This is a genomic window from Pseudobacteriovorax antillogorgiicola (genome assembly GCF_900177345.1).
Lineage (GTDB): Bacteria > Bdellovibrionota_B > Oligoflexia > Oligoflexales > Oligoflexaceae > Pseudobacteriovorax > Pseudobacteriovorax antillogorgiicola.
The window spans coordinates 244,481-265,583 of record NZ_FWZT01000002.1 but is presented as its reverse complement, the minus strand read 5'-3'; the positions used below and the strand labels follow the sequence as shown (position 1 = coordinate 265,583).

22 protein-coding genes are annotated in these 21,103 nt (G+C 46.0%); 12 read left to right on the top strand and 10 right to left on the bottom strand.

Features of this window, described 5'->3' with window-relative positions:
* Positions 1-64: 64 nt before the first annotated feature.
* The 9 genes from B9N89_RS03565 (at position 65) to B9N89_RS03530 (ending at position 7,183) form a co-directional block, all read left to right on the top strand.
* On the top strand, positions 65-820 hold the full coding sequence (locus tag B9N89_RS03565; protein ID WP_159455121.1) for a DUF3047 domain-containing protein: 756 nt from the start codon (positions 65-67) through the stop codon (positions 818-820).
* Positions 821-1,020: 200 nt separating this feature from the next.
* Positions 1,021-2,196 carry a hypothetical protein gene (locus tag B9N89_RS03560; protein WP_132315290.1) on the top strand — a complete coding sequence of 392 codons (1,176 nt, stop codon included), beginning with the start codon at positions 1,021-1,023 and terminating at the stop codon, positions 2,194-2,196.
* Between the two features lie 53 nt (positions 2,197-2,249).
* A complete protein-coding gene (locus B9N89_RS03555) occupies positions 2,250-3,047 on the top strand; it encodes a DUF2797 domain-containing protein (RefSeq protein ID WP_132315292.1) in 798 nt (265 codons plus the stop codon).
* A gap of 28 nt (positions 3,048-3,075) precedes the next feature.
* Positions 3,076-4,647 (top strand): 7TM-DISM domain-containing protein, encoded by a 1,572-nt coding sequence (locus tag B9N89_RS03550; RefSeq protein WP_234996061.1) that lies wholly within the window; start codon positions 3,076-3,078, stop codon positions 4,645-4,647.
* Entirely contained in the window at positions 4,625-4,942 is a 318-nt protein-coding gene (locus B9N89_RS03545) for a hypothetical protein (protein WP_132315296.1), read from the top strand. Before B9N89_RS03550 ends, B9N89_RS03545 begins: the two co-directional genes overlap by 23 nt.
* The gene (locus B9N89_RS32120; protein WP_268808663.1) at positions 4,939-5,073 is read left to right on the top strand and encodes a hypothetical protein; all 135 of its coding nucleotides are present in this window, start codon (positions 4,939-4,941) and stop codon (positions 5,071-5,073) included. Before B9N89_RS03545 ends, B9N89_RS32120 begins: the two co-directional genes overlap by 4 nt.
* A gap of 235 nt (positions 5,074-5,308) precedes the next feature.
* Positions 5,309-6,226 carry an SGNH/GDSL hydrolase family protein gene (locus tag B9N89_RS03540; protein WP_132315298.1) on the top strand — a complete coding sequence of 306 codons (918 nt, stop codon included), beginning with the start codon at positions 5,309-5,311 and terminating at the stop codon, positions 6,224-6,226.
* A gap of 54 nt (positions 6,227-6,280) precedes the next feature.
* A complete protein-coding gene (locus B9N89_RS03535; RefSeq protein ID WP_132315300.1) occupies positions 6,281-6,925 on the top strand; it encodes a hypothetical protein in 645 nt (214 codons plus the stop codon).
* 93 nt (positions 6,926-7,018) lie between these two features.
* Positions 7,019-7,183: a DUF1328 domain-containing protein gene (locus B9N89_RS03530; protein ID WP_132315302.1), complete on the top strand. Its 165-nt coding sequence runs from the start codon at positions 7,019-7,021 to the stop codon at positions 7,181-7,183.
* A 55-nt stretch (positions 7,184-7,238) separates the two neighbouring features.
* Here the strand turns inward: B9N89_RS03530 and B9N89_RS03525 are convergent, their stop codons facing one another.
* Both B9N89_RS03525 and B9N89_RS03520 read right to left on the bottom strand, forming a co-directional pair.
* Positions 7,239-7,754, bottom strand: a complete 516-nt coding sequence (locus B9N89_RS03525) for a response regulator (protein WP_132315304.1) — start codon at positions 7,752-7,754, stop codon at positions 7,239-7,241.
* A gap of 232 nt (positions 7,755-7,986) precedes the next feature.
* Positions 7,987-9,360, bottom strand: coding sequence for a hypothetical protein (locus tag B9N89_RS03520; protein ID WP_132315306.1), 1,374 nt, complete (start codon positions 9,358-9,360; stop codon positions 7,987-7,989).
* Positions 9,361-9,666: 306 nt separating this feature from the next.
* Here B9N89_RS03520 and fusA point away from each other — a divergent pair, with 306 nt between their 5' ends.
* Positions 9,667-11,796 carry an elongation factor G gene (gene fusA / locus B9N89_RS03515; protein WP_132315308.1) on the top strand — a complete coding sequence of 710 codons (2,130 nt, stop codon included), beginning with the start codon at positions 9,667-9,669 and terminating at the stop codon, positions 11,794-11,796.
* An 85-nt stretch (positions 11,797-11,881) separates the two neighbouring features.
* Here fusA and B9N89_RS03510 read toward each other — a convergent pair whose 3' ends face one another.
* Positions 11,882-12,292: a response regulator gene (locus tag B9N89_RS03510; RefSeq protein ID WP_132315310.1), complete on the bottom strand. Its 411-nt coding sequence runs from the start codon at positions 12,290-12,292 to the stop codon at positions 11,882-11,884.
* Between the two features lie 234 nt (positions 12,293-12,526).
* On the opposite strand from B9N89_RS03510, the gene B9N89_RS03505 reads away from it, so the two are divergent.
* Together B9N89_RS03505 and B9N89_RS03500 are read left to right on the top strand one after the other, a co-directional pair.
* Positions 12,527-13,213: a helix-turn-helix domain-containing protein gene (locus B9N89_RS03505; RefSeq protein ID WP_132315312.1), complete on the top strand. Its 687-nt coding sequence runs from the start codon at positions 12,527-12,529 to the stop codon at positions 13,211-13,213.
* A gap of 96 nt (positions 13,214-13,309) precedes the next feature.
* A complete protein-coding gene (locus tag B9N89_RS03500) occupies positions 13,310-13,489 on the top strand; it encodes a hypothetical protein (RefSeq protein WP_132315314.1) in 180 nt (59 codons plus the stop codon).
* A gap of 62 nt (positions 13,490-13,551) precedes the next feature.
* Here B9N89_RS03500 and B9N89_RS03495 read toward each other — a convergent pair whose 3' ends face one another.
* From B9N89_RS03495 to B9N89_RS03465, 7 genes are all read right to left on the bottom strand, one after another.
* On the bottom strand, positions 13,552-14,202 hold the full coding sequence (locus B9N89_RS03495; RefSeq protein WP_132315316.1) for a hypothetical protein: 651 nt from the start codon (positions 14,200-14,202) through the stop codon (positions 13,552-13,554).
* Between the two features lie 14 nt (positions 14,203-14,216).
* Positions 14,217-16,067 carry a tetratricopeptide repeat protein gene (locus B9N89_RS03490; protein ID WP_132315318.1) on the bottom strand — a complete coding sequence of 617 codons (1,851 nt, stop codon included), beginning with the start codon at positions 16,065-16,067 and terminating at the stop codon, positions 14,217-14,219.
* A 23-nt stretch (positions 16,068-16,090) separates the two neighbouring features.
* Positions 16,091-16,498: a hypothetical protein gene (locus tag B9N89_RS03485; RefSeq protein ID WP_132315320.1), complete on the bottom strand. Its 408-nt coding sequence runs from the start codon at positions 16,496-16,498 to the stop codon at positions 16,091-16,093.
* 51 nt (positions 16,499-16,549) lie between these two features.
* Positions 16,550-17,476 (bottom strand): type II secretion system protein GspN, encoded by a 927-nt coding sequence (gspN, locus tag B9N89_RS03480; RefSeq protein WP_159455120.1) that lies wholly within the window; start codon positions 17,474-17,476, stop codon positions 16,550-16,552.
* 5 nt (positions 17,477-17,481) lie between these two features.
* Positions 17,482-18,138 (bottom strand): hypothetical protein, encoded by a 657-nt coding sequence (locus B9N89_RS03475; protein WP_132315324.1) that lies wholly within the window; start codon positions 18,136-18,138, stop codon positions 17,482-17,484.
* Positions 18,138-19,787: a pilus assembly protein PilM gene (pilM, locus tag B9N89_RS03470; protein ID WP_132315326.1), complete on the bottom strand. Its 1,650-nt coding sequence runs from the start codon at positions 19,785-19,787 to the stop codon at positions 18,138-18,140. Before pilM ends, B9N89_RS03475 begins: the two co-directional genes overlap by 1 nt.
* 91 nt (positions 19,788-19,878) lie before the next feature.
* Positions 19,879-21,099, bottom strand: a complete 1,221-nt coding sequence (locus tag B9N89_RS03465) for a type II secretion system minor pseudopilin (protein WP_132315328.1) — start codon at positions 21,097-21,099, stop codon at positions 19,879-19,881.
* Positions 21,100-21,103: the final 4 nt, after the last annotated feature.

Below are 21,103 nucleotides of genomic sequence, written 5' to 3'. Positions count from 1 at the left end.
TTTCAGCGAGGCCCATAGCTGTCAGAATATAGGTTTAGGAATCATGAGTGTTTTGGGAGTCGCCATGAAGCGTTTTTGCTGGTTCGGTACGTGCGCCATTGCTTTGCTTCTTTTGCAAACCGCCTGTGCAACATATTTTCAACATCAGCGACAGAACGTTCTTAGGCCCCAGAACGAGCCTCAATTTACTCTCATGGATTTTTCACGGCCGATCCGTATGAACCCCATGGAAGCGGGATGGTATCAGTATAAGTTTAATCGTGAGCAAAGGCTTCAGCAGGAAATCACATTCATCCAGCAAGACGGCCGTGCCATGGCTCAGATTGAATCCGAGGCATCCATAGCTCGTTTGTTTCGGGAAGTTGATATTGATATAGGTAAATACCCACTGATAGCCTGGTCATGGAAGATTCAAACCACTTTCGATGGCAACCAACAGCCTGAGACGACCCAAGGTGGAGATGACCATCCCGCGAGAATCATCTTAATCATGGAGTCTGCTACTGGGGATCAGCGGGAACTAGAACTAGTCTGGGGCAATCGACTTCCCATAGCTGAGCTTTTCATGATCGATACCGCAGCTCACTATGTGGTTCGGAGTGGAGTGCAAGTCGGCCAATGGTTTGATGAGCAGATCGATATCTGGCAAATCTATCAACGAGTTTGGCCCGATGATGGCTTAGCCCGAATCACTGATATCGGGATCGCTGGGGACTCCGATCAAAGCCAGCAGAAGACTCTCGCCTTCATTGCTAATTTGCGCATGATTAGACAGCCCATTAGGAGCAATCGGTCGATCTCACGCTACCGATCCCCGTAAATCCATGACGGCAAGGAAGAAAACCTTTGTCAAAATATTGGTCACAGCCCACCCCTTGCAAGCCCTTTTCAATTCTCTAAAGCACTGTAATATCTTCTATTATTAGCAATGTTTCCTGGTCTCCATCTTGCACCTATTGCAGCATCCTCATGACGAGGGCCTATTCTGTTGCCGTTGTTGTTTAGCTGTTGGAGCGGATTATGAAGACCTTACTAGCCCTATTGCTGTTGTCAGCCACACCTTTGGCTGCTGCCGACCTTACGATGTCGGGCCAATTGTCCGAACAACATAAATCACGGACGGTTTCCGCCCAGTCTTTACCAAAAGGGCAATGGACGATCCTTTCGGGGCTAGAATTTTATAAAAGTATAGAACTCCTAAACCATGGAGCATTTGGCCAAGGATCTCGCTTTAACCTTGGCTTGCAACGTGGTATCAAGCCTTATCTTAGTGCCGGTGTAAATTTCAACCTCGTCACAGAGGATGAGGCCAATCAAGATTTGGGATACAGCCTTCCTATCAGCCAAGGGCAAGCCTCATTTGACCTAAAAGTCCGTCTGTTCGATGCCTACGGAGTTCAAGCTGCCGTCGTTCCTTTTATCCAAACTGGACTAGGCCCCAAGCATCATTTTCTAATCAAATCTAAGAGCCAAGTAGGGGCTATTTTTGCAATTCAAGCCGGCCCCGAATGGCTGCAATTAATCGCCAATACTTACGCCCGCTATCGTCCCCTTGATGTTCACAATAATTATCGAGTATCCGGTGATTGGGGAAGCTCCGCCATGTTACGCTCTGACTGGGGTGTTTGGGGACTTTATGCAGAGATCGCCGAACAGAACACCGAAATTCTCGACCTTAATCTTGTGCGTCACGGTTATCAACTACTCGTCGCCCAACAACACACTGTTGGTCTTGATTTTAACCTTGGCGACAGCCAGATCGCTCTATTTGCAAAGCGGGCCATCAAGGATAAGACAATCGGTATTGCTGCACAGACTTTCGGGATGCAATTCTCGATCAAGGTTCAAGATGATCTTCCAGATCCGCTTCCGCTGCAAGACGAGCCAAAGCCACAGGAACCAGGACTATCCCCTGGAGAAAAAATCTACCAGCTAGACCAAATCAGACAAGAGATGGTAGACCGCAATAAGGGTGTCGGTTCTGAAACCGAGCACCTCCAGATTCTTGAAGAGGGTCGCGTTCCATCACCACCGGAGCCTTCTCGGCAAGAGCTTATTCAAGAGGCAGACGAGGAGCTAGAAAAAATGGCTGATGTCGAAAAGCGCATCGAAACGAAGTACGGCCCAATTGCCGAGCCGGAACCAGAACCATTGAACGTCAGCCCCCTACAACCACAGCCTTCCATCAGCCACTAGCATTCTTAATTTCTTCTGTTTCCTACCGGAGGGTTTTCCGGTAGGTTCGATTCATGAAGAGTGAATTGAATCTACAAAAACTAAAAACAGAGTTCCGGGACGGCCAAGAAATCCTTTACTTCATGGCGAACGAGTCCTCATTCATTAACCTTAACGAGTTTCTTGATCAATCTCTAAGCCTTGAGTTTACTGGTCAGATCAATTGTATTCACTGTGATCGCACGACCAAGAAAAGCTTCGGCCAAGGCTTTTGCTTTCCATGCTTTCGTTCACTTGCACGTTGTGACATGTGTCTCGTCCGACCAGAAACCTGCCATTTCCAGCAGGGCACCTGCCGTGAACCAGAATGGGGCATAGAGAACTGCATGCAAGCTCACACCGTCTATCTGGCCAACTCATCAGGGCTTAAAGTAGGCATCACCCGTGGTGAAAACCCCCTCGGCCGCTGGATGGACCAAGGCGCGGTCGCAGCCATTCCCCTAGCGACAGTTAATCGCCGTATTGACGCTGGCAGAGTGGAGGTGGCACTTAAGCAAATCGTTTCTGACAAAACGAATTGGCGAAAAATGCTCAAAGGTGATGTTGATGAGGTCGATCTATGCCAAGAGCGAGAAAAAATGCGCCAGTACATGCCGGACGATGTTACCTATCAATGGAGCAAGGCTCCTGCCGTCAACATCCGCTATCCTATTGTTGAGCATCCCAAAAAGGTGACTTCCTTCAACTTCGACAAAAACCCATTGGTTGAAGGTACTCTGAAAGGGATCAAGGGCCAGTACCTCATATTCGATACGGGAGTTATCAATATTAGAAAATTCGCTGGCTATCGTATTTCTTTCAGACAAAACTAGTGGCTAGAGACTTCTGCCTACTTCAGTGGTGTATTTTAAAAGAGGACCCGCAAACTCTTTCGAGCACGACTTGGCAGGAATCACATCTCACATTCTTGGTCAGATCTTGGTGGTCTTTATACTCTGCCTCCCTCGATCTGCAACCTCTGCAATTAGCGACCTTCCGATCAATCATGCCCATTTTAACGATAAAAATGAGGTTATCCTCGATGGAGCCTGGCAGGTTTTTGAAAATTACAACCTTATTGAGCAAGGTGAGGCAGTCCCAACATTTCTCACTAGAACAGAGCTCGACTGGCAAGCCTTGGGCATTGTCCAAAAGTATCCAAAAGGAACACACATTTCCCTTCGTTACTTCCTCAAAGGGCTTCCATCTAGAAAACACGGTTATGCACTTTTTGCAAGATTTCACCTGCCATCATTGATTAGAATTTACCCTTTAGGGGGGAAAAGGCGCTCCCTACAGGCACGAGTCGGTTTTCCAGCGAGAGACTTTCAATCGGAGGGCTATGGCTATGGCATCAAGATGGTGCCCTTTGTCTCTGAAGGTCCCGATCAAGTTTGGGTGTTCGAAATCTTTCAGAGCAACTATCGCCCTCTTTACGGTGGCTCCCCAGAGTTCAAAGTCCTTCCCGGTGAACTGCTAGAACGAGAACTCACAAGCCCTGTGTTTTCGGATATCATCTGCCTCGGATCACTGCTGATCCTCGGTCTCTATAATTTTATGATTTATGTTAACTTCCGCCGCGACATCACCGCTCTTACCCTAGGCTTAACATGTTTTGCATCAAGCTTAAGAGTTGTTGGTTCTAGTTATTGGCTCAGACAAACCTATCTGTACAAAGAGTCCTGGGAGCAAGTTGCAGGTGTCTTGGAGTACCTATCCATTTTTATAGCTCCACTGTTTTTTGTTCTTTATGTGGCCAACCTTTTTCCGAAAACCTTACCGAAAAACCTCCGAAATGGAATCGTAGGGCTATTTTTACTTGCGTGCACAACCATTCTCATCTACTTCGATCGCCCCTTTCAGTACTTGACTTACTACCAGCTCATCTTGGTTGTTGGCATCATTTTTGGCGTTTTGATCCCACTTGTCAGAGCGTCTCTCCTAAAAATACCAGGAGCTCGGTTTATCCTAATATCTTCGGCCCTACCCCTGTTCACCATCGGCACCGATATTTTGATTAGCCAAGGGGTCCTGAACTGGTCATATCTTACAGGCTATAGCATGACACTATTTTTTCTTCTGCAAAGCCACCTCGTAGGAAGCCGGCTTTCAGAATCATACAATCGGGTGTATGCACTAAACAGCGAGCTAACAGAAGGAAACAATAAGAACCTCGCCCTTATTGGCGAACTAAAAAAGCTGATCTACCCCCATCAAGTCACCATGATTACGGAAAACAAATCACGACTCGAAGAAACGATGCCGACAGGCAAACATCTTGCAGCTTGTATCTCTTTCGATATTCAATCATCGAGCACTCTGGGTCACTCTGAGAATTACCCGTTTTTTGAATCTGTGCTGAAGCGTTGTCACCGAGTTATGATGAGAAACTACGATCCTCATAGTCTCAATGCTCACGCAAGAGATGGGTGATGGCTTCCTTTGTTCAGTGGGCTTTCCTTTTACCTGCGATGGTGACGTTGGTAAGGTTACAATGGATCTTTGCAAACAATTTATTCAGGTATTTAAAGAAGCTGCTGAAGTTCATTTTAAGAATCGCCCGGTTTACTGTGCCGTAGGAGCTGCCTATGGCCAAGTCAATGGCTACTTTCAAAGAACTGGTCTACACAACTACGAGCTGTACGGCGATGCTATCGTCAAAGCCACTCGCTATGAAAGTTTCAAAAGGTACTATTTGAACAAGGGGTACCGAAAACAAATATCTTGATTGCACAACAACAGCTTGTTGAGCTTCTCCCTCAAGACGAGCAAGAAAGCCTCGAACGCTTCTCATTGACTCGTTACAAAGTCCGTGATGATTCTCAGGCTGAGATCGCTTTTTACAAAACCTTCCCCTAGCAAACGGCGTCGTATTATCTCATTAACACCTCATGACACGCCGAATGAACTTTATTAGGCCATATGTGCACCACTGAGTCCCTTAGCCCTACACCACATGTAGGCGGCAACCTTCAATCTTCAACCGACTCCGCTAGAAACCAAGGTTTTTTTCTTGGCACGAGCATTGCTTTGTCTCAGATGTCGCGGAAACATATCGTGTGAAACTCACATCGGTCGAAGAAAGGAAAACGTCATGAATCATATCGTAAAGGGAAGTGTAGTACTTGGACTCACAGCTCTGATGGGAGCGTGTGGAGATTCGAACGATGACGATTCGAATCCACCTCAGGAACAACAAAGCTTTGATCAGAACAAGGAAGTTGTTCTTACTGTATATGGCGATAGTATTTCTACTGGTGTTTTAGCATCTACCGAACTAGGCGAACAACCTGGCCTAGAGCTGTTTGAAAACTTTACTGACGTGATCTCATCAGAAGGCTTCACCCAATTAGACCTCCAAAAATCATTCGCTCGCTCTGATGTGGCAGCATCCACAAGCACGGAAAGCTACGGAATCCCTGCATTGGTCGCGGAACGAGAGGGTTTAAGTTCCAGCGACGTGGGTGTTGTCTCCGCCGCTAAATTTGGAGGGCGGCTCAAGGACGTTGATCAGATGGTTGAAAAGGTTAGTCAGGAATTGGGTGATAAGAAATCTAACTATGTTTTCTTTATGTTGGGAGGCAATGATTTCTGTGCTGACCTCACCCAGGATGAGTTCCGCACCCAGTACTCTGAGAAGCTAAAGCTTGTAAAAAGCAATCACAGTTCTGATAGCCAATACCTTGTAGGCTATGTACCACCAGTCTATAAAATTCTTTCCTATACTTACGAATACGGCCCCGAAATCGGCGGCGTGGACACAGACTTAGCTAGCTGTGAAGATTTCCGTAAAAATACCTGTGAACCGCTATTCCGTGACGATGCTCAAAGCCGAGTCGAGGGATTCAATCAAACTATTGCAGAATTGGTTCCGGAAATTCTAGGAGATAGCGTGACTCTCGCCGAAGGAATACGAACTTGGGGCATTGCAGAGACTGAGCTAGCCTTCGACTGCTTTCATCCCAACAAAAATGGCCAGGAAACTCTCGGCTCGTTTTTTAGAAATCAATAATCTATCTGATTTGAAGATATTTTGATGTTTTATAACTTTGAAAGGATTATTCACATGAAGAATTTAAGAACAACTTTAGGTGCCTCACTTGCGACTGCTCTTGTTATGTCAACACCATCATTAGCAGCAGATTATAGCAACCCATCATCCACAGTAGAGAAAGCCGAACATATGACTCGAACGGCGATCTACGATGTTTTCGATAAGCAGACTGTGGTGCTAAGCTTTACAGATTCTCAATACAGGCTTGGTGAAGATGCAGTGGAGAAGTTACGGGCCCAGCTTGAGGCGACACGTGGTGAGAAAGTGATTAAGCGTATTCACATTGCGACCTGGGCTGATAGTAATGTTCCTCTTTTCAACGAATCTTCAAGTTTCTCAGATGATAGACTCGATCGTCTCGAAGACCTGGCTGACAATCGAGCCGATGCCGTTGAGAACGAAATTACCGCCATCGGAGGCGAGTTCGATATTTCAGTTTATAATATGGCTGAGCGCCCCAACTGGTTTAATAGAACACTAGAAACCGATGATGCTGTTGTGAAGGCAGCTATGAGTGATCGCTCACAAATGGATCAACTTTTTAAAGATGATGAAACCTATCGTCTTGCTAGCTTGGGAAAGATTTTTTCTGAAAAGGGTAACAAAGGTCATGCGGTTGTAGTTCTTGAGACTAGCGATGCTAAGATTAGTCACTAATAATAGAGCTCCAACATGAACTGTTGGAGCTTATCTAGAGGCAAGTGGATTCGATAATCATATCTCATTTAACACCTTGAAAAGGAGATCAACATGTTTTCTTGGGCTTTAGGATTTTTACTACTCGCAATTGTTGCCGGTGTCTTTGGCTTTGGCGGCATTGCCGGAACCGCAGCTGGTTTTGCTAAGATTTTATTTGTCGTAGGCCTTGCCCTATTCGCATTAACAACAGTCGTTCATGCCATCCGAGGTCGCTGATATGCGCACGGTATTTGGCTCAATAGCCGCTTAGTAGATCGCAGATAGCGATGTACTAAGCGCGGTACTTTTCATGGGGCACTTCCTGCTGAAAATGATCTCGCAGATGTTCCAACTGTTCATCGTCGTTGTTGACCCAATCTTTGCTATGTACGTCTTCTGAAGAATGAAAATGACCGAGGGAGCTCTCTAAGATATCATGCCTAATTTCTTCATCACTCAGCTCCCACTTGCTTAAGATTCCCTTGATATTTTTTAACTCTTTCATGTCGTCAGTGAACACTCGGTTGCTGCTACTGATCATCACAACAGGAACTGTCGGGTGATTTTCGTTTAACTCTTCTGCGACCGCAAGCCCTGTGGTTTCAAGTAGATCGTAATCGATCCAAATGGCATCGAAATACTCAAGATCTGGTACATTCTCAATCTCATCGGCGTGAGTAATATACTCTAACTGGACGTCCTGCTTACCGGCAATTGCTTGAACCAGCTTACAAAAGGACTCGTCGTCGTCGAGGACCAGGATTTTCCGGTTTTGTTTGCTTGTTTTCAATTCGACTGATGCTTCCATCGTATCCTCCAAACAGTGTCTTTGCACAGCATCGAGCCGATCGGCTAACGTCTTGATAAAAATCCGCAACCGTGTTGATTACTGAGTAGAAACAGTCACTTGAGAACAGAGGAACCTTTTTATATAGGAGTGCTTGCTGTAATGAAGTTCTTACTTGAGGTGATTTTTAAAGTCGTCAGGCTGGTTTTAGAAAGGTACCACTCATGCCGTTTAGGTAAGGAATCTTGTAAGGTCACTCATCGCCGAGAATATCCTCGAAGCCGTCGGTCTTCAGATCTTCCGGTTCGAGAATTTCTTCTTCCTGCTCATCGATCATATCCTGAAAGAAAGTGACCTCCTCGACGATATCTTCATCGGAAAGCTCTTCCACCACAAGTTCTTGAATTTCGGGTTCTACCCCTTCGGGCATAAGCTGGCCTCGTTTATAGTCATCAATAATTTTCTGATATTCTGCGATGCGATAGCTTGGCACCGGTTGCGTCATCAGCCTGCTTTGGGCCCATGAAATGACTTGAGGGGCAGGATCCACTCGCGCTGCCGCGAGATAAAGATCGTTGGGATCGCCTCGGTAGCGAGCAAGGCTTTCCAAGATGACAAGGCGAGTCGGTGCATCAACAATCCGAATAGCCTGTCGCATTATGTAGAATTCAGCAACTTCGGGATCGGTACTCAAGCGCCGAAAGTAGTTGGTGATCAAGCCAGGCCTTGCGGCGCCTAGGGCTTGTTCCACGGTGTCCACGTCTACTTCAAGCCCAAGCTCAACCAAGGCTCTCAGAGCTTCCATACGGGTCCAAAACTTAGGTTGTTCTAAAGCATCGAACAGCAGGTATTCAGAGCCCCGACGCCTCTCCCGACGAATCTCTTGAACCGTCCCATAGCGCCGGGCAGGATAGCGATGATTTAGCCCAAAGCGCCATCGCTGTTCAAGACTACTATTAATCGACTGGCCTTGGACCCGAGGGATACTGGCTTCATTGGGCAAGGGCCAATAGGGGTTCTTGACATTGACTTGTGCAACCTGCTTACGCGGCTTAGGCTTGGGTTGTCGAACAAGCTTAGGCTTCGGTGGCGTCTGCTGGGCAATGGGATCGGGCGCTTCGAGAGACGCAAAGTCATCACTTTCATTCGACTCCATCCCGACGAACTCTAGAATATTAGTGAAAAAATCGTCTGAGGAGCCCAACGAGTGAATCATGGCCGAAAAACTGACGATCATAATGACAGCCGCACCGACCATCTTCAGCTTGTCCTTCGATGGCCCTCCCCCACCTTTAACCAAACCCGACATATGCGTGGTAGAAAATCCAGTGGACTGGCTTGTGTCTTCGTTACCTGAATAGTCGTTTTGACCCCCTGAACCAATTTTTTGGCTTGTATCCTGCACCACATCCGCAAGAGGATTCGTCTTGTCAAAGATGCTAAGGCCAACACCAATGGATGGAATGTGTTCGTATTGCTGAGGGCTATCAAGGGTTTGATTTGGGTCGCTGAGCGGGGGCGACGATGGTTGGGCTGGGGATACCTCAGTGGGCCCTATGGGTGTCTCGGCCTTTTTACGGTTGTCGTCTAAGCCGACGTCGAGGCTCGAAAGATCGATGGACTTCATAGGTCTCCAGAGAAAGCAGGTTGCTCTTCTTGTCTTTTCGTAATTTTTTCAAAAAAGTTTAGCCCTTAGCATCAGAGTCAAAAGAGCGCACAACTTTCTTGCGCTTAAGGGCGGAAAACCCTTTGTTTAATCCACGTATTTTATGTAATTAGACGTGTTCAGTAGAAGGAGGAAACCGCCTCGATGGTCCCCTCCGTGAGGTGTCGATAAGGAAAATTGTCTTGAATTTTCAAGGCCGTATGTTAGTTAGTTTCCTTTAAAGCGCTTTGTTTTAGTCAATTTCTATCCGTAAAAGGTCCATGAGCAATGAAGCTAGAAAAGCTACAAAAACTTAGAAACATCGGTATTTCCGCTCATATCGATTCAGGGAAAACCACCCTTACAGAACGAATCCTCTACTACGCAGGTCGTATTCACAAAATCGAAGAAGTTCGTGGGGGCGGCGATGGCGCCACTATGGACCATATGGAGTTGGAAAAAGAACGAGGCATCACAATCACCTCAGCTGCAACTTCTGTTGAGTGGAATGATCACCCCATTAACATCATTGACACCCCAGGTCACGTTGACTTCACAGTTGAAGTTGAACGTTCCCTTCGTGTTCTCGATGGTGCTGTACTGGTTCTATGTGGTGTTGCTGGCGTTCAGTCTCAGTCCATCACTGTTGACCGACAAATGAAGCGCTACAAAGTTCCTTGCTTGGCTTTCATCAACAAGCTTGATCGCGCTGGTTCTAACCCACATCGCGTGATTCAACTTCTTCGTGAGAAGCTCAGCCACAACGCAGTTGCGATGCAACTTCCGATCGGCCTTGAAGCTGATCACGACGGTGTTGTTGACCTTATTACTCGTAAAGCAGTTCGTTTCCGTGGCCCTAAGGGTGACGAAATCGTATACGAAGATATCCCAGCTGAAATGGTGGACGACGTTGAGATCTACCGCGCTGACCTTCTCGACAAGATTTCCATGTTCAATGATGAAATGATGGAATTGATGCTTGAAGAGAAAGAAATTCCTGAAGATATGATCCACGACACATTGACTAAGGCAGTTCGTGCTCGTGAAATCACTCCAGTCTTCATGGGATCAGCCTTCAAAAACAAGGGTGTTCAGCTCCTTCTTGACGCTGTTTGTCGTTACCTACCTTCTCCACTTGAGCGTGAGTACGTTGGTATGGATAATGATAAGGGTGGCGAAAAGATCGAAATCAAGCCTGACAAGAGCCTTTTCCCTTGTGCCATGGCATTCAAGATTACTGAAGAAACCTTCGGTCAGCTAACTTATACGCGAATCTATCAGGGCACGATCAAAAAGGGTGACTCGTACTACAACCCACGCCTTGGTAAAAGACAGCGTATCGGCCGTATCGTGCGAATGCACTCCAACGACCGCGAAGACCTTACTGAAGCAACAGCTGGTGACATTATCGCCCTTGTAGGTGTCGACTGTGCATCTGGTGACACCTTCTGTGACGAAGGTCATAACGTAACAATGGAAAGCATGTTCGTTCCTGAGCCTGTTATCGAGCTCGCGATCAAGCCAGCGAAACAAGACGATCTAGTTAAGATGTCTAAGGCTCTCAACCGCTTCATGAAAGAAGATCCTACGTTCCGCGTTTTCGTTGATAAAGAGTCTAACGAAACTCGTATCGCAGGTATGGGTGAGCTTCACCTTGAAATCTACGTCGAGCGTATCCAGCGTGAGTACAAAGCAAACGTTATTGTTGGTCAGCCTAAGGTAAACTACCGTGAGGCCCCAACGATGCCTGCTAACTTTGACTACAAGCACAAGAAGCAGTCTGGTGGTTCAGGACAGTTCGCTCACATCGTTGGTAACCTAGCTCCTCTTCATGACAATGTTGAAGATGCAGCTGCTGATGGTGGCGAAGAAGGATCTTTCGAATTCGAAAACAAGACTGTTGGTGGATCTGTTCCAAAAGAATTCATTCCAGGTGTTGAAAAGGGTCTTAAAGAGTCTTTGGTTAAGGGACCACTTGCTGGTTGCGCTGTAATCAATACTCGTGTTGAGCTTACTGATGGTACTCATCACCCCGTTGACTCCTCTGAAATGGCATTTAAGATCGCTGCTCGTTCTGCCTTCAAACAAGCCTTCTTGGAATCAAAGCCGGTAATTCTTGAGCCGATCATGAAAGTTGAAGTTGAAACTCCAACTGAATTCCAAGGTACAGTTCAAGGTGATCTTTCATCTCGTCGCGGTATCCTTATGGGATCTGATATGCGTGATGACTACACTGTGATCATGGCTGAAGTTCCTCTTTCTGAGATGTTCGGTTACTCAACTGACTTACGTTCATCGACACAAGGTAAAGCTGGCTTCTCCATGGAGTTCGGTAGCTATAAGCCTGTACCTTCTTCCATCCAGCAGCAGCTGATGAAGAAGTACCAAGAAGATCAAGCCAAAGGCAACAAGGGCTAAGATCCTCGTTCTATAAAAGCTTTTAAGGGTCGCGAGAGCGGCCCTTTTTATTTTTGCTTTTATGAAGACTCGACATCAGCTCGATTTACTTCATAAAAGCCTTGGTTATAGAGCAAGCTACCTGCTCTCTCGAAACGTCCCTTTGCAAATAGGTTTTCACAACCTCAACCAAGCGATCAATACATGTTGGCTTTCGAAAAACCATAACACCCCCTATTGTGATGAGGTAGGAGTCTGGATACTGAGTTTGAGCGGTATGAAAGAAAAATTTACAATCATAGCTTTGCTTTTGAACCTTTTGAAAAACTTCCACACCTGATAAACCTGGCATCTGGACATCACAAATCACTAGCGATGGTCTATGTCTTCTGATGAGCTCCAGTCCTAGCAGCGAATCATCTGACCAAGTACAAGAGATTCCTTCAAGATTCATAATGTCGGCAATGATTTTAGCAAGCTCAGTTTCATCATCCAGGACTATAACTTGTATATCCAATCGTTCCCCTTCCTCTGCTCAAGAACCAATGGGATACTGGCTAGAGTCTGCACATAGCAAATATAAACTAATATTAATGTAGTGCTTTCGAATAAGTGACAACACGGTATCGAAACACCGTATACCTCGCAATCTTAGGAGATTAGTATAGGCTGCGAACCTAACTGGTAAGTATCAGGCACTAGGCACTAATTATGCATTGCTAGAGCATGAAATTCTAGCTTGAAGGGTACGATGGATCAGATCTCGACATTGATTCGCTTCTTACGCCACACTAGAAACCTCACTCAAGAAGCCTTATCTGAAACAGTAGGTATAGACTATAGGCACTATCAACGAATTGAGTCTGGAAATGTTTCGATTCGCCTTGAAACCATCGATCGAATCGTTACTGGCCTAAATATGAGTTTGAGCGAGTTCTTCAAAGTTCACGACCACATCGAGCACGTAAAAGAGATTCCACCACCCTCTCATGAAGTTGCCTTAACCCTTCTGGCCCTTTTTTTGCGTGCTCAGAACAAAAATTTACCAAAGCAGTTGTACGATCATGTCCTTGCATATGATGATGCTTTGCGACGGGGACGCCCTCAAGAGCTAAACTTCCTGCCTATCCCCATCTTTAAGACATCAATCGATGGTCGGATTCTTTATCTAAACGAGGCGGCAAAAGAGGTTTACCCCCGGAAATGCAGCGTGATCCGGCCACATTTTCTCGCACAGCAATGCAATAGCTGTAGTTGGAGCTGTGAACCCTACAGGGAAGCCGTTCCTGAGCCCGAAACCATATTTCAAAGCGATATCGCTTGCCTGGAGCCAAAGTGGACTCGCCTGTTTTTTTGGGGACACCGGCAATCACCAGGGAATCACTACTATCTAACCTGCATTTGTGAAGACCTCTCCGCCGCCTCGGAAGACTCCTAGGCAATCATTTCCCAGGTTTTCCCATGAAACTCCCTTAAGTCCCGTGCTGGCGTTACGATAATGATCTTGTAAAGTCTAGTGTAGGAGGATTTAGATATGGCAAGGAATGCCGATCAACAGCCAGGGTCAGGACGCCCCCATCTACGTCTAATACAATCAGATGAATCGCCAAAAAAGACAGGTCATAAGCCTATGTTCAAGAGCAAGCTTGCTGCTGAACTGGATGCCTTTGCCGATGCTTTAGATCTGGAAATTGAGATTATTAAGAATAGCTAGAAATTTGCTCTTTTCAAGTTCTGATGAGATGCAATAGAGTCGAGAGTCTACTTCAGGATTTTTCAACCTAGTTTAGTTTGATGGCCCTTATGTTCCGCAAAATTTTCAAAAATCGAGTTCTGTAACATCGATAGCTCGTGGTTTAACTCACCAAGAGAGGGCTCAATCTTTTGCAGAAGAACTTTTGCAACGACCTTCCAGCTTTGTTGCTCCACCGAGCGTCGAAACATCTCAAATTCATGCTGAAGCTGGGTATTGATCAATTGTATGTTCCGTATTGAAACTCGCTCTCTGACTAGGATTTCCACGTGAGATATCAGATCCAAGATAAGGTCTAGATCTTCCTCTACAGTGCTTACACCAGTTGGCTTTTCCTTGTCACCCTCTGACTGCCAACACTTAACAGCCAAAGGCTTAAGGCTACGTTCCATTACGACACACAGGTTTCTAACAGCATCAATGGTTTGGATCGAGATTTCTTGGACCGAATCGATTTGAATATCAAGTCGACTACTTTTGCTGAGCTTGATAGCGCACAATTTAGACTCTGGTTCATCGAGAAAGTCAATGAGATTACCGTCAAGCTCGATTCGCGTGATCGACTGGGTATCGCGAAGAAGGTGCTTCTCGATCCAAATTATGGCCTCATAAAGGGTCTTGATTGGAATCGGCACCGGAACCTTTTTCTGATTGAGATACACAGTCTTCAACATCGCTGAACTCCCATCTAGCCATTGGAGGGAACTTTTGCTTGCTCCATCTCAGTTTCAGCTTGCTTTAGCAAAGATGCAGCCTTTTGATCTCTTGGATCAATATCAACAATCTTCTTCATGAGCTGAATTACTTCTTCATAGCGGCCTTGCTTGAAGATCACGCCACCTAGAGTATAGATAAAGTTGTAGTCGTTGGGGTGACGCTTTAGATACCGTGTTAGCAAACGTTCTGCATCAGCGAAGTCCTCTGTTTCGTTGGCAAGCTTTACCAAGGAGAAAAGCGCAGCGGTATTTTCTGAATTAATCTCTAAACTCTTGGAAATCCAACGCATCGCTTCTTTTCGCTCTTCCATCCCTTGGAAGGCGAGGCCAAGGCCTAGATTCGCCATCTCGTCATCGGGAGCTAGGCTGATAGCCTTTTGAAAGTGAAGCACAGCAATATCATAGCTATTTTTCATAAGTCCGATGGTACCGAGCCCGATATAAATCTTGGCCGAATAAGGATCTAGCTCGGCAGCCGCAATATAGGAGTTTTTTGAACTTTCAAAATCACCGAGCTTCACAAAGCAGTCTCCGACCAAGCGATAAAGGTTGGCCTTGTGATGGACCGGAATATTCTTCGTTTTGAATATTGCTTCGATGAGGTCAATTGCATCCACATACTGCTTGCTCTTGATCTTCGCCTCAACTTCCAGGACCTGATGATCCAAGCTTGAGGTATCAACCTTGATCTCTGTAGTGATAAAGTCACTGAATATTGCTTTCATATTCATGCGAACTTTATCTTCACTATATTGGTTGTCAACAGCGCGACGATTCTTCTCCACAATGTCGTTTACCAACTGAGGAGCATCTTTAAGCTTTATCAAGGCTTTCATGATACTCATGGGTGAGCCAGGACAAAAGTCTAAGCGATGCTTACCCACTAGACTCTCAACGATCGGGCTGCGAGCAGCGATCAGTGGAATTTTATGAGTCATAGCCGCCAGGATTCTATAAGGATCGCCATCGATTCTATCCCTGGATGCTAGGTTACACATGTAAATGGCATCAGCTGCTTCGTAGATTGCTTTGATCGACTCACGGCTTGGAGCATAGTATGCAACGCAGTAGTCAGTATTAAAGTTAATCGATGCATCTTTGAGATCATGGGCGAATGATCCGATTCCACAGACTGCGATTTTAATCTTGTCTTTCATACCAGGACGATTTTTTACCATCAATCGTGCTGCGGCCATCAAATCGTGGAGCCCCTCTTCCCACTCAACAGGACCTAGGCAGGCTATAATGGTATCGCTTTCTGCAAAACCAAGCTTGTCCCGCGCCTCAGCCCGTGACTTAGGGCTTCTTGTAACAATCTTATCCAGCCAAGGACTCATTTCATAGATCCTGGAATCCTCGACTCCTTCCAACTCTAAAGCGATCCGAGCCGCTTTGGTTTGAATGATAAAACCATCGGCAGCGTTGGAAACTTCCATTCGAATGGTGCGCATCTGATCAATATCATGAGCTGGAAATGGAACGAGGTTATCAACCCACACAAGCATTCTAAACTGGTAGCGCCACTTAGCCTTGAGAACTTGGTAAGCATACAAGCCAATGCGCTCCTTCACGACAACCACATCGTAGTTGCTCAAAACTTTTTCCAAGCCTGGGATGAAGGTAGGATTTTCATCATGGTCCTTCAGTACAATGCAGGTAAGGTCTTGAAAGTAGCTGTTTTGTGTAATGTAAGCTGCAATCGACTCAGATGTTATGATTTGGATATCATAATCCCGAGTCATCAGCCGGAATTGATCGATTTCTTCGACACTGGGCAGGCATCCGATGACCAATGCCAGTTTACTCTTGTCCTGATCCACCATCACTGATTCCCCTTTTATTCGCCCTAGACTTCCCTTTGAAATCTTTGAGTTCTATCATGAATCGACTTGAACTTATTTATTTTGGTTCGTTGATTTTGAAGCTTTGAAAGCTGCTGTCCCAAGGATTCACAGTGGACACTCACTAAGCTTTCAAGGGTTTGGCTCGACTCGCGAATCAAATGCCACAGGCTAGAAAATACATCACCACTGAAATAGCCGGGCTGAGACCGAACGGCCTGGTCATCGAGCACCAATAGGTTATGATAGGCGGCCTTGCGCCAAGTCAGGTGTTCGATAGCCTCATCAAGCTCTCCCTTTTGAAAGGCTTCGATGGCTTTCTCCCCGCGATGAAGATAAACGCGAAGAGTCTTCTCAATCTGTTGAAGAATCTGTTCCACCAAATCAACCCAAACAAAAAGGCCTATCTTCATTGTAAAAGATAGGCCTTTTCTATGTCAATGTGCTCAAGTATTCTGATAGAATTACTGGGTTCTGAAGCTTGGTCGCCCTAGAGTGCCGGAAAGCTTATAGGTAACTGTTCCGTTTTTGCCACCTGCCATATTTAAGAAGAAGTCAAAGTTTTCCTTCAGTTTTCCATCGAGCTTCACATCAACGCCAACATTTAGCCTAGAGTTAGGCAGCGGATTCCTAAATGTTGTGTTGCCATTCAGATCGACAGTGAGTTCCTGAGTATGAAACCCCGATTTTTTATTGATTCGCAGTGCACCCTTTTCCAAACTAGCTTGTACAACAGCCTTTTTAAACTTTTGTTTGGCAACTCCTAAATTCTCATCATTAAGATCGAGCATTCCCTTGTTGATACGCAAATCGACTGTTCCTGAAGAAGCGGTGGGGTCGTCAACTGCCAGATCCAACTCGACGGTGCCTTCAAGGTTACCATCAATACGAAGCTTGTTCAGGGTACCCTTGATCATATCATTCGCTGACTTTGCGTAGCTTTGTATACCGAAGCTAGCGAGTGAACCAATATCAAATTCGTCTGCCTCAAGCTCCACATAGTTGGGAATGAAGTTCTGATCGACAGCTAACTGCAATATTCCCCAGCTGCTGCCGATACTCATTTCCCCGCCTCCCTTGCTCACCAAGTCGGCATCCACGGATACACGGCCAATCAGCAACGCAAACACACTCAAGGAAACATCCACCTCTTCGATTTCTATTCTCTGGGTTCCATCCCGAGAGGTCACCTGAACACCTTCACACTCAAAGCCCAGAGGCAAAGAGGGACCAAACTCCTTAACACGGATCGAGTAGCCTGTTGCCTTGGAAATCTCGACGACGATCGCTTCCTTCAATACTCCATACGGAAACGTCAGGTAGAGAAAGAATACGAAGCTGAAAACGAATAAGAAAATGTAGAGTAAGGGTCTTCCCTTTTTCTCAGTCACTAGGCCTATCTCCCTACCTTATAGCCGATGACTTTGGCCGAAGTTTCAAAATACAAGCGATCTCCGTACCGCGTGCGCACAGTTAAATTATGAATGTTCATATTCTTGCCAGACTTCTCGATCTCGCTCATAAACTTAAGTAGCCTCGGCACAGAAACCTTCGGCAACTTAAATTCCACAGTGATATGCTTGAATTGAGCCGACAAAGGACTTTCTACTGGGATCTCTTCCTCATTTGAGCGAAGGTCTGTGATCGCAATCCCCGCTTGGTTCGCCTTACTTTCAAAGAACGGCTTGGGTCTAAAGCCCCTGCCGCCTCGATTAATGATCTGAACCAACTCTTTGAAACGCTTATCTTCATAATCGTACTTCTGACTCAAGGCTCTCATTTCCTGCAAGGCATCAAAACTATCATCCAAACTGCGTTCCAAAGAACTTACTTGAGCGAAGTAGAAAGCAAAAAATCCGAAAACAAGAACGATAACCCCACCAAAACCACCAACTAGCACAGCGGTTTGATGGGTTGGGGACAGCTTGTAGAAACTGTCCATAATAAAGTCTAGGCGCTCATTATTCGAGCCCAAGAGGCGACGTTTCAACAAATCAACGACACGAGTCACCCCTGAAACGATTTGATCATTTACATTACTTAAAGTGCTCACTAGATCGCCTCATAGTTTGCATGAACGGTAAACTCTATTATTTCGGTAGACCCCGGTTTTCGGCCAGATTGCTTTTCCTCAACGTTGCTCAGAACATTCACTTTATTAAGCGCTTCCAAAATCGAAGACTGGGAGGAGAAATTATCCGTCTCGGCTTTCAGGATGAGTTTACCGCTACCGGGGCTAACCGTTTTAAATTCAAAACTAGTGACATCAATCTTCACATCTTTAGGGATGGCATTGGAGATATCACGTAGCACTCGCAACGCTCCACTTTCGCTGTTTGCCAAGCGGAACTCAGAGATCGCTTGCTGCTTTTCCATGATGCTGTCGTTAAGCTTTCGCTCTGCGTCTTTTCTGAGCTTGGCAAATGTGGTCTTGCTGTTATTAAAACGGCGCTTTTGATCTGGGAATTTAGTGGTAAACTCTTTCTTATACTGTTCCGTGATCTCGTTGATCTGACTCTGATAGAAGTAGTACTTCAAAGCGTAAGAAACAATCAAAACACAGAACAGGGCCACCAAAACCTTGAAGGCCATGGTCGCTCCGCGAAGCATGGACTCGTAGTTCTGCACATAGGCAAACTCACCGCGGCGAAGGTTAATCTGCGAGTGTTTCTTCATATTCGTCACAGCACGCAGACCAATGGCCAAACTCTGCAGCAATGATTCCTGATCGCTCTCTAGCTCAGGATTGACGATAAGATCGGTGTTCGCCAGGTTAAATCGCTCCACAGGCACTTCGAGTTGCTCCGATAAAAACTTATCAAAGTTCTGTAGTTTCGATGTGCCCCCTGAAACGATGATCCGCGACAAAGGATGCTTATCCCAAGTTTTAAAGGCGTAGAATGTTCGTCCAAGCTCCTTGACAATGGCATTGGCTGCAAGTGTCGTTCGTTCAGCAACCATCCGTTCGTGGCCATCAAGCTGATCCCCCATATCACCAGAGTACATCACTCGGCTGACCCGATGCTTGATTCGTTGGGCCTCGTGGAAGTTGGTTTCCAGATCACGAGCCAGGAAGTCAGTGATGTAGCGACCACCCAAGTTGATAGAACGGAACATCTTTAGAACGTTGTTTTGGATAATGCAGACAGACGTCTTCTCGTTGCCAACATCAACCAGAGCATAGCATTCCTCATCTTCCATATTGAGATTGGAGCTAAGATTGTAGAAGGCTAGCGAATCTACGTCGATCAATTTAGGATCGATATTGATACGGCTTAGAAGATCCAGAAAGTTTTTAAGAAACGCCTTTCTGGTCATAACCGCGAGAGCCATTGTTTGACCACCGTGAGCGCCCAGAATTTGGTGATCCAGAACCATATCATCCATGTTAAATGGCACGTGGTCTTCTAGCTCGACAGCAATGCTCGCTTCAATCTTGCGCGGATCTGAGAAATTAAATGGCAAGACCCTCGACGAGATGAATTGCCCTGGCATAGCCGTGATAATGCGGTCTGCTTGGAGGTGATGCTCTTTAAAAAGCTGCTCCATACACACCGGAACGACGGCATCGAGCGGAACCCCTTCAAGATTGGGGATCACGGTCTCGTAAAAATTCGTGATTTCGTAAGACTTAAAGGTATTAACAATTTCGACTGCTTTGATCGAATAGCTACCAATATCAAGTCCAATTACTTTTTGCATGGAGAACCAATCCCCTTCATATACCTAGTGATCCTAAAGTTTTATCTCGACCCTTGGCAGCACCAAGCAAAGCCTGACGAACTCTACGCTATTATAGCATTTTCCAGTAAAGAAACTTATAAGCGCCCCGAAAGCCCTTCTTTTCGTCAAACTCATCTGGCACACCGCGTTGCATAACAACCTCCAGGGTGCGAGCTTGGTCTTCCACCTGACCCGTGACTTTAATGCGATAGACATCAGAACGATAGCCAAATCTTTTGACATCGTCGGTCGAACTTGTACAAAACTGCTGATTCAGGGTCGACTTCAGGGCCTGGGCCCCGGAAACACTACCAAACTCGTCGCGTTTGTTCACATAACGCGCCGAAGTTTCAGCACACTCCTGATTCGCTTTCGGCAGTAAACATCCCAAAAAGGCTCGATCAGCCGTGTTGAAATTGATTCGCCACTTATCTTTAATGGTATCTGTAGGAATAGGATAAACAGTCAAAAAGGGTGAGAATATCTTGTGCATTTCGTCATCCCACCCTGGGATCAACTTCAGTTCCTCAAGGGAGTCAAAACGAGCATTTTTCGGAAACTGATCCCCCCCTCGTTCCGCATAGGGATCGTCTTCGGAACTGTAGAACGCATTTTCATCGGGACGATCGTTGTCGTCGACCCAGTCACGGATCAAAGAAATAATTTCTTGGGGATTTACTTTCTTTCGTTCTAAGTACTCCCTTTCAGCAGGACAGCTCATCAGCTTTCGCAGAAGATCCATGCACTTGTCTCCACGACCGATACCACAGGTGTTGACATTGATCTTTGAAGTCTCGTCATGAACTTCAAGTACAAAGGCACCATCGAATAATTTCAACTGATCCAAAACATCACTGTCGTTGATCGCTGAAAGATCGAAGCTCTCTTGCATGGAACTCACCATCTCCAAGGTTTCACCGCCAATTGGCAAACCATTGAGCATGGCCCACATATCCTCGGGGCCATCTGCTGGGGTGAAATTCTTGCCCTGCACCTCGCGAAGGCTCAGGTCGATGGCTAAGTCTGCTGTAAGCAGCATCTTAGCTAGATTGACACCACTTTTGGCGATGTATTCACCCTTAACATTTAGATGATGGCCTAAAGACAGCTGATTGGATACGGACGAACTTAGCTTCATTTCAGCCAAAAACAGCATGGCCATGGCAGTAACAAACATCGCTATGAGCAGAGCCACACCGCGGTTAGTGAGCGGCTTACCGGTACTACCATCCTCGGTTTCCACTGGAAACCCGAGAACAAATTTGACTTTCTTATGGCTTGGCTTTTTCATCCTC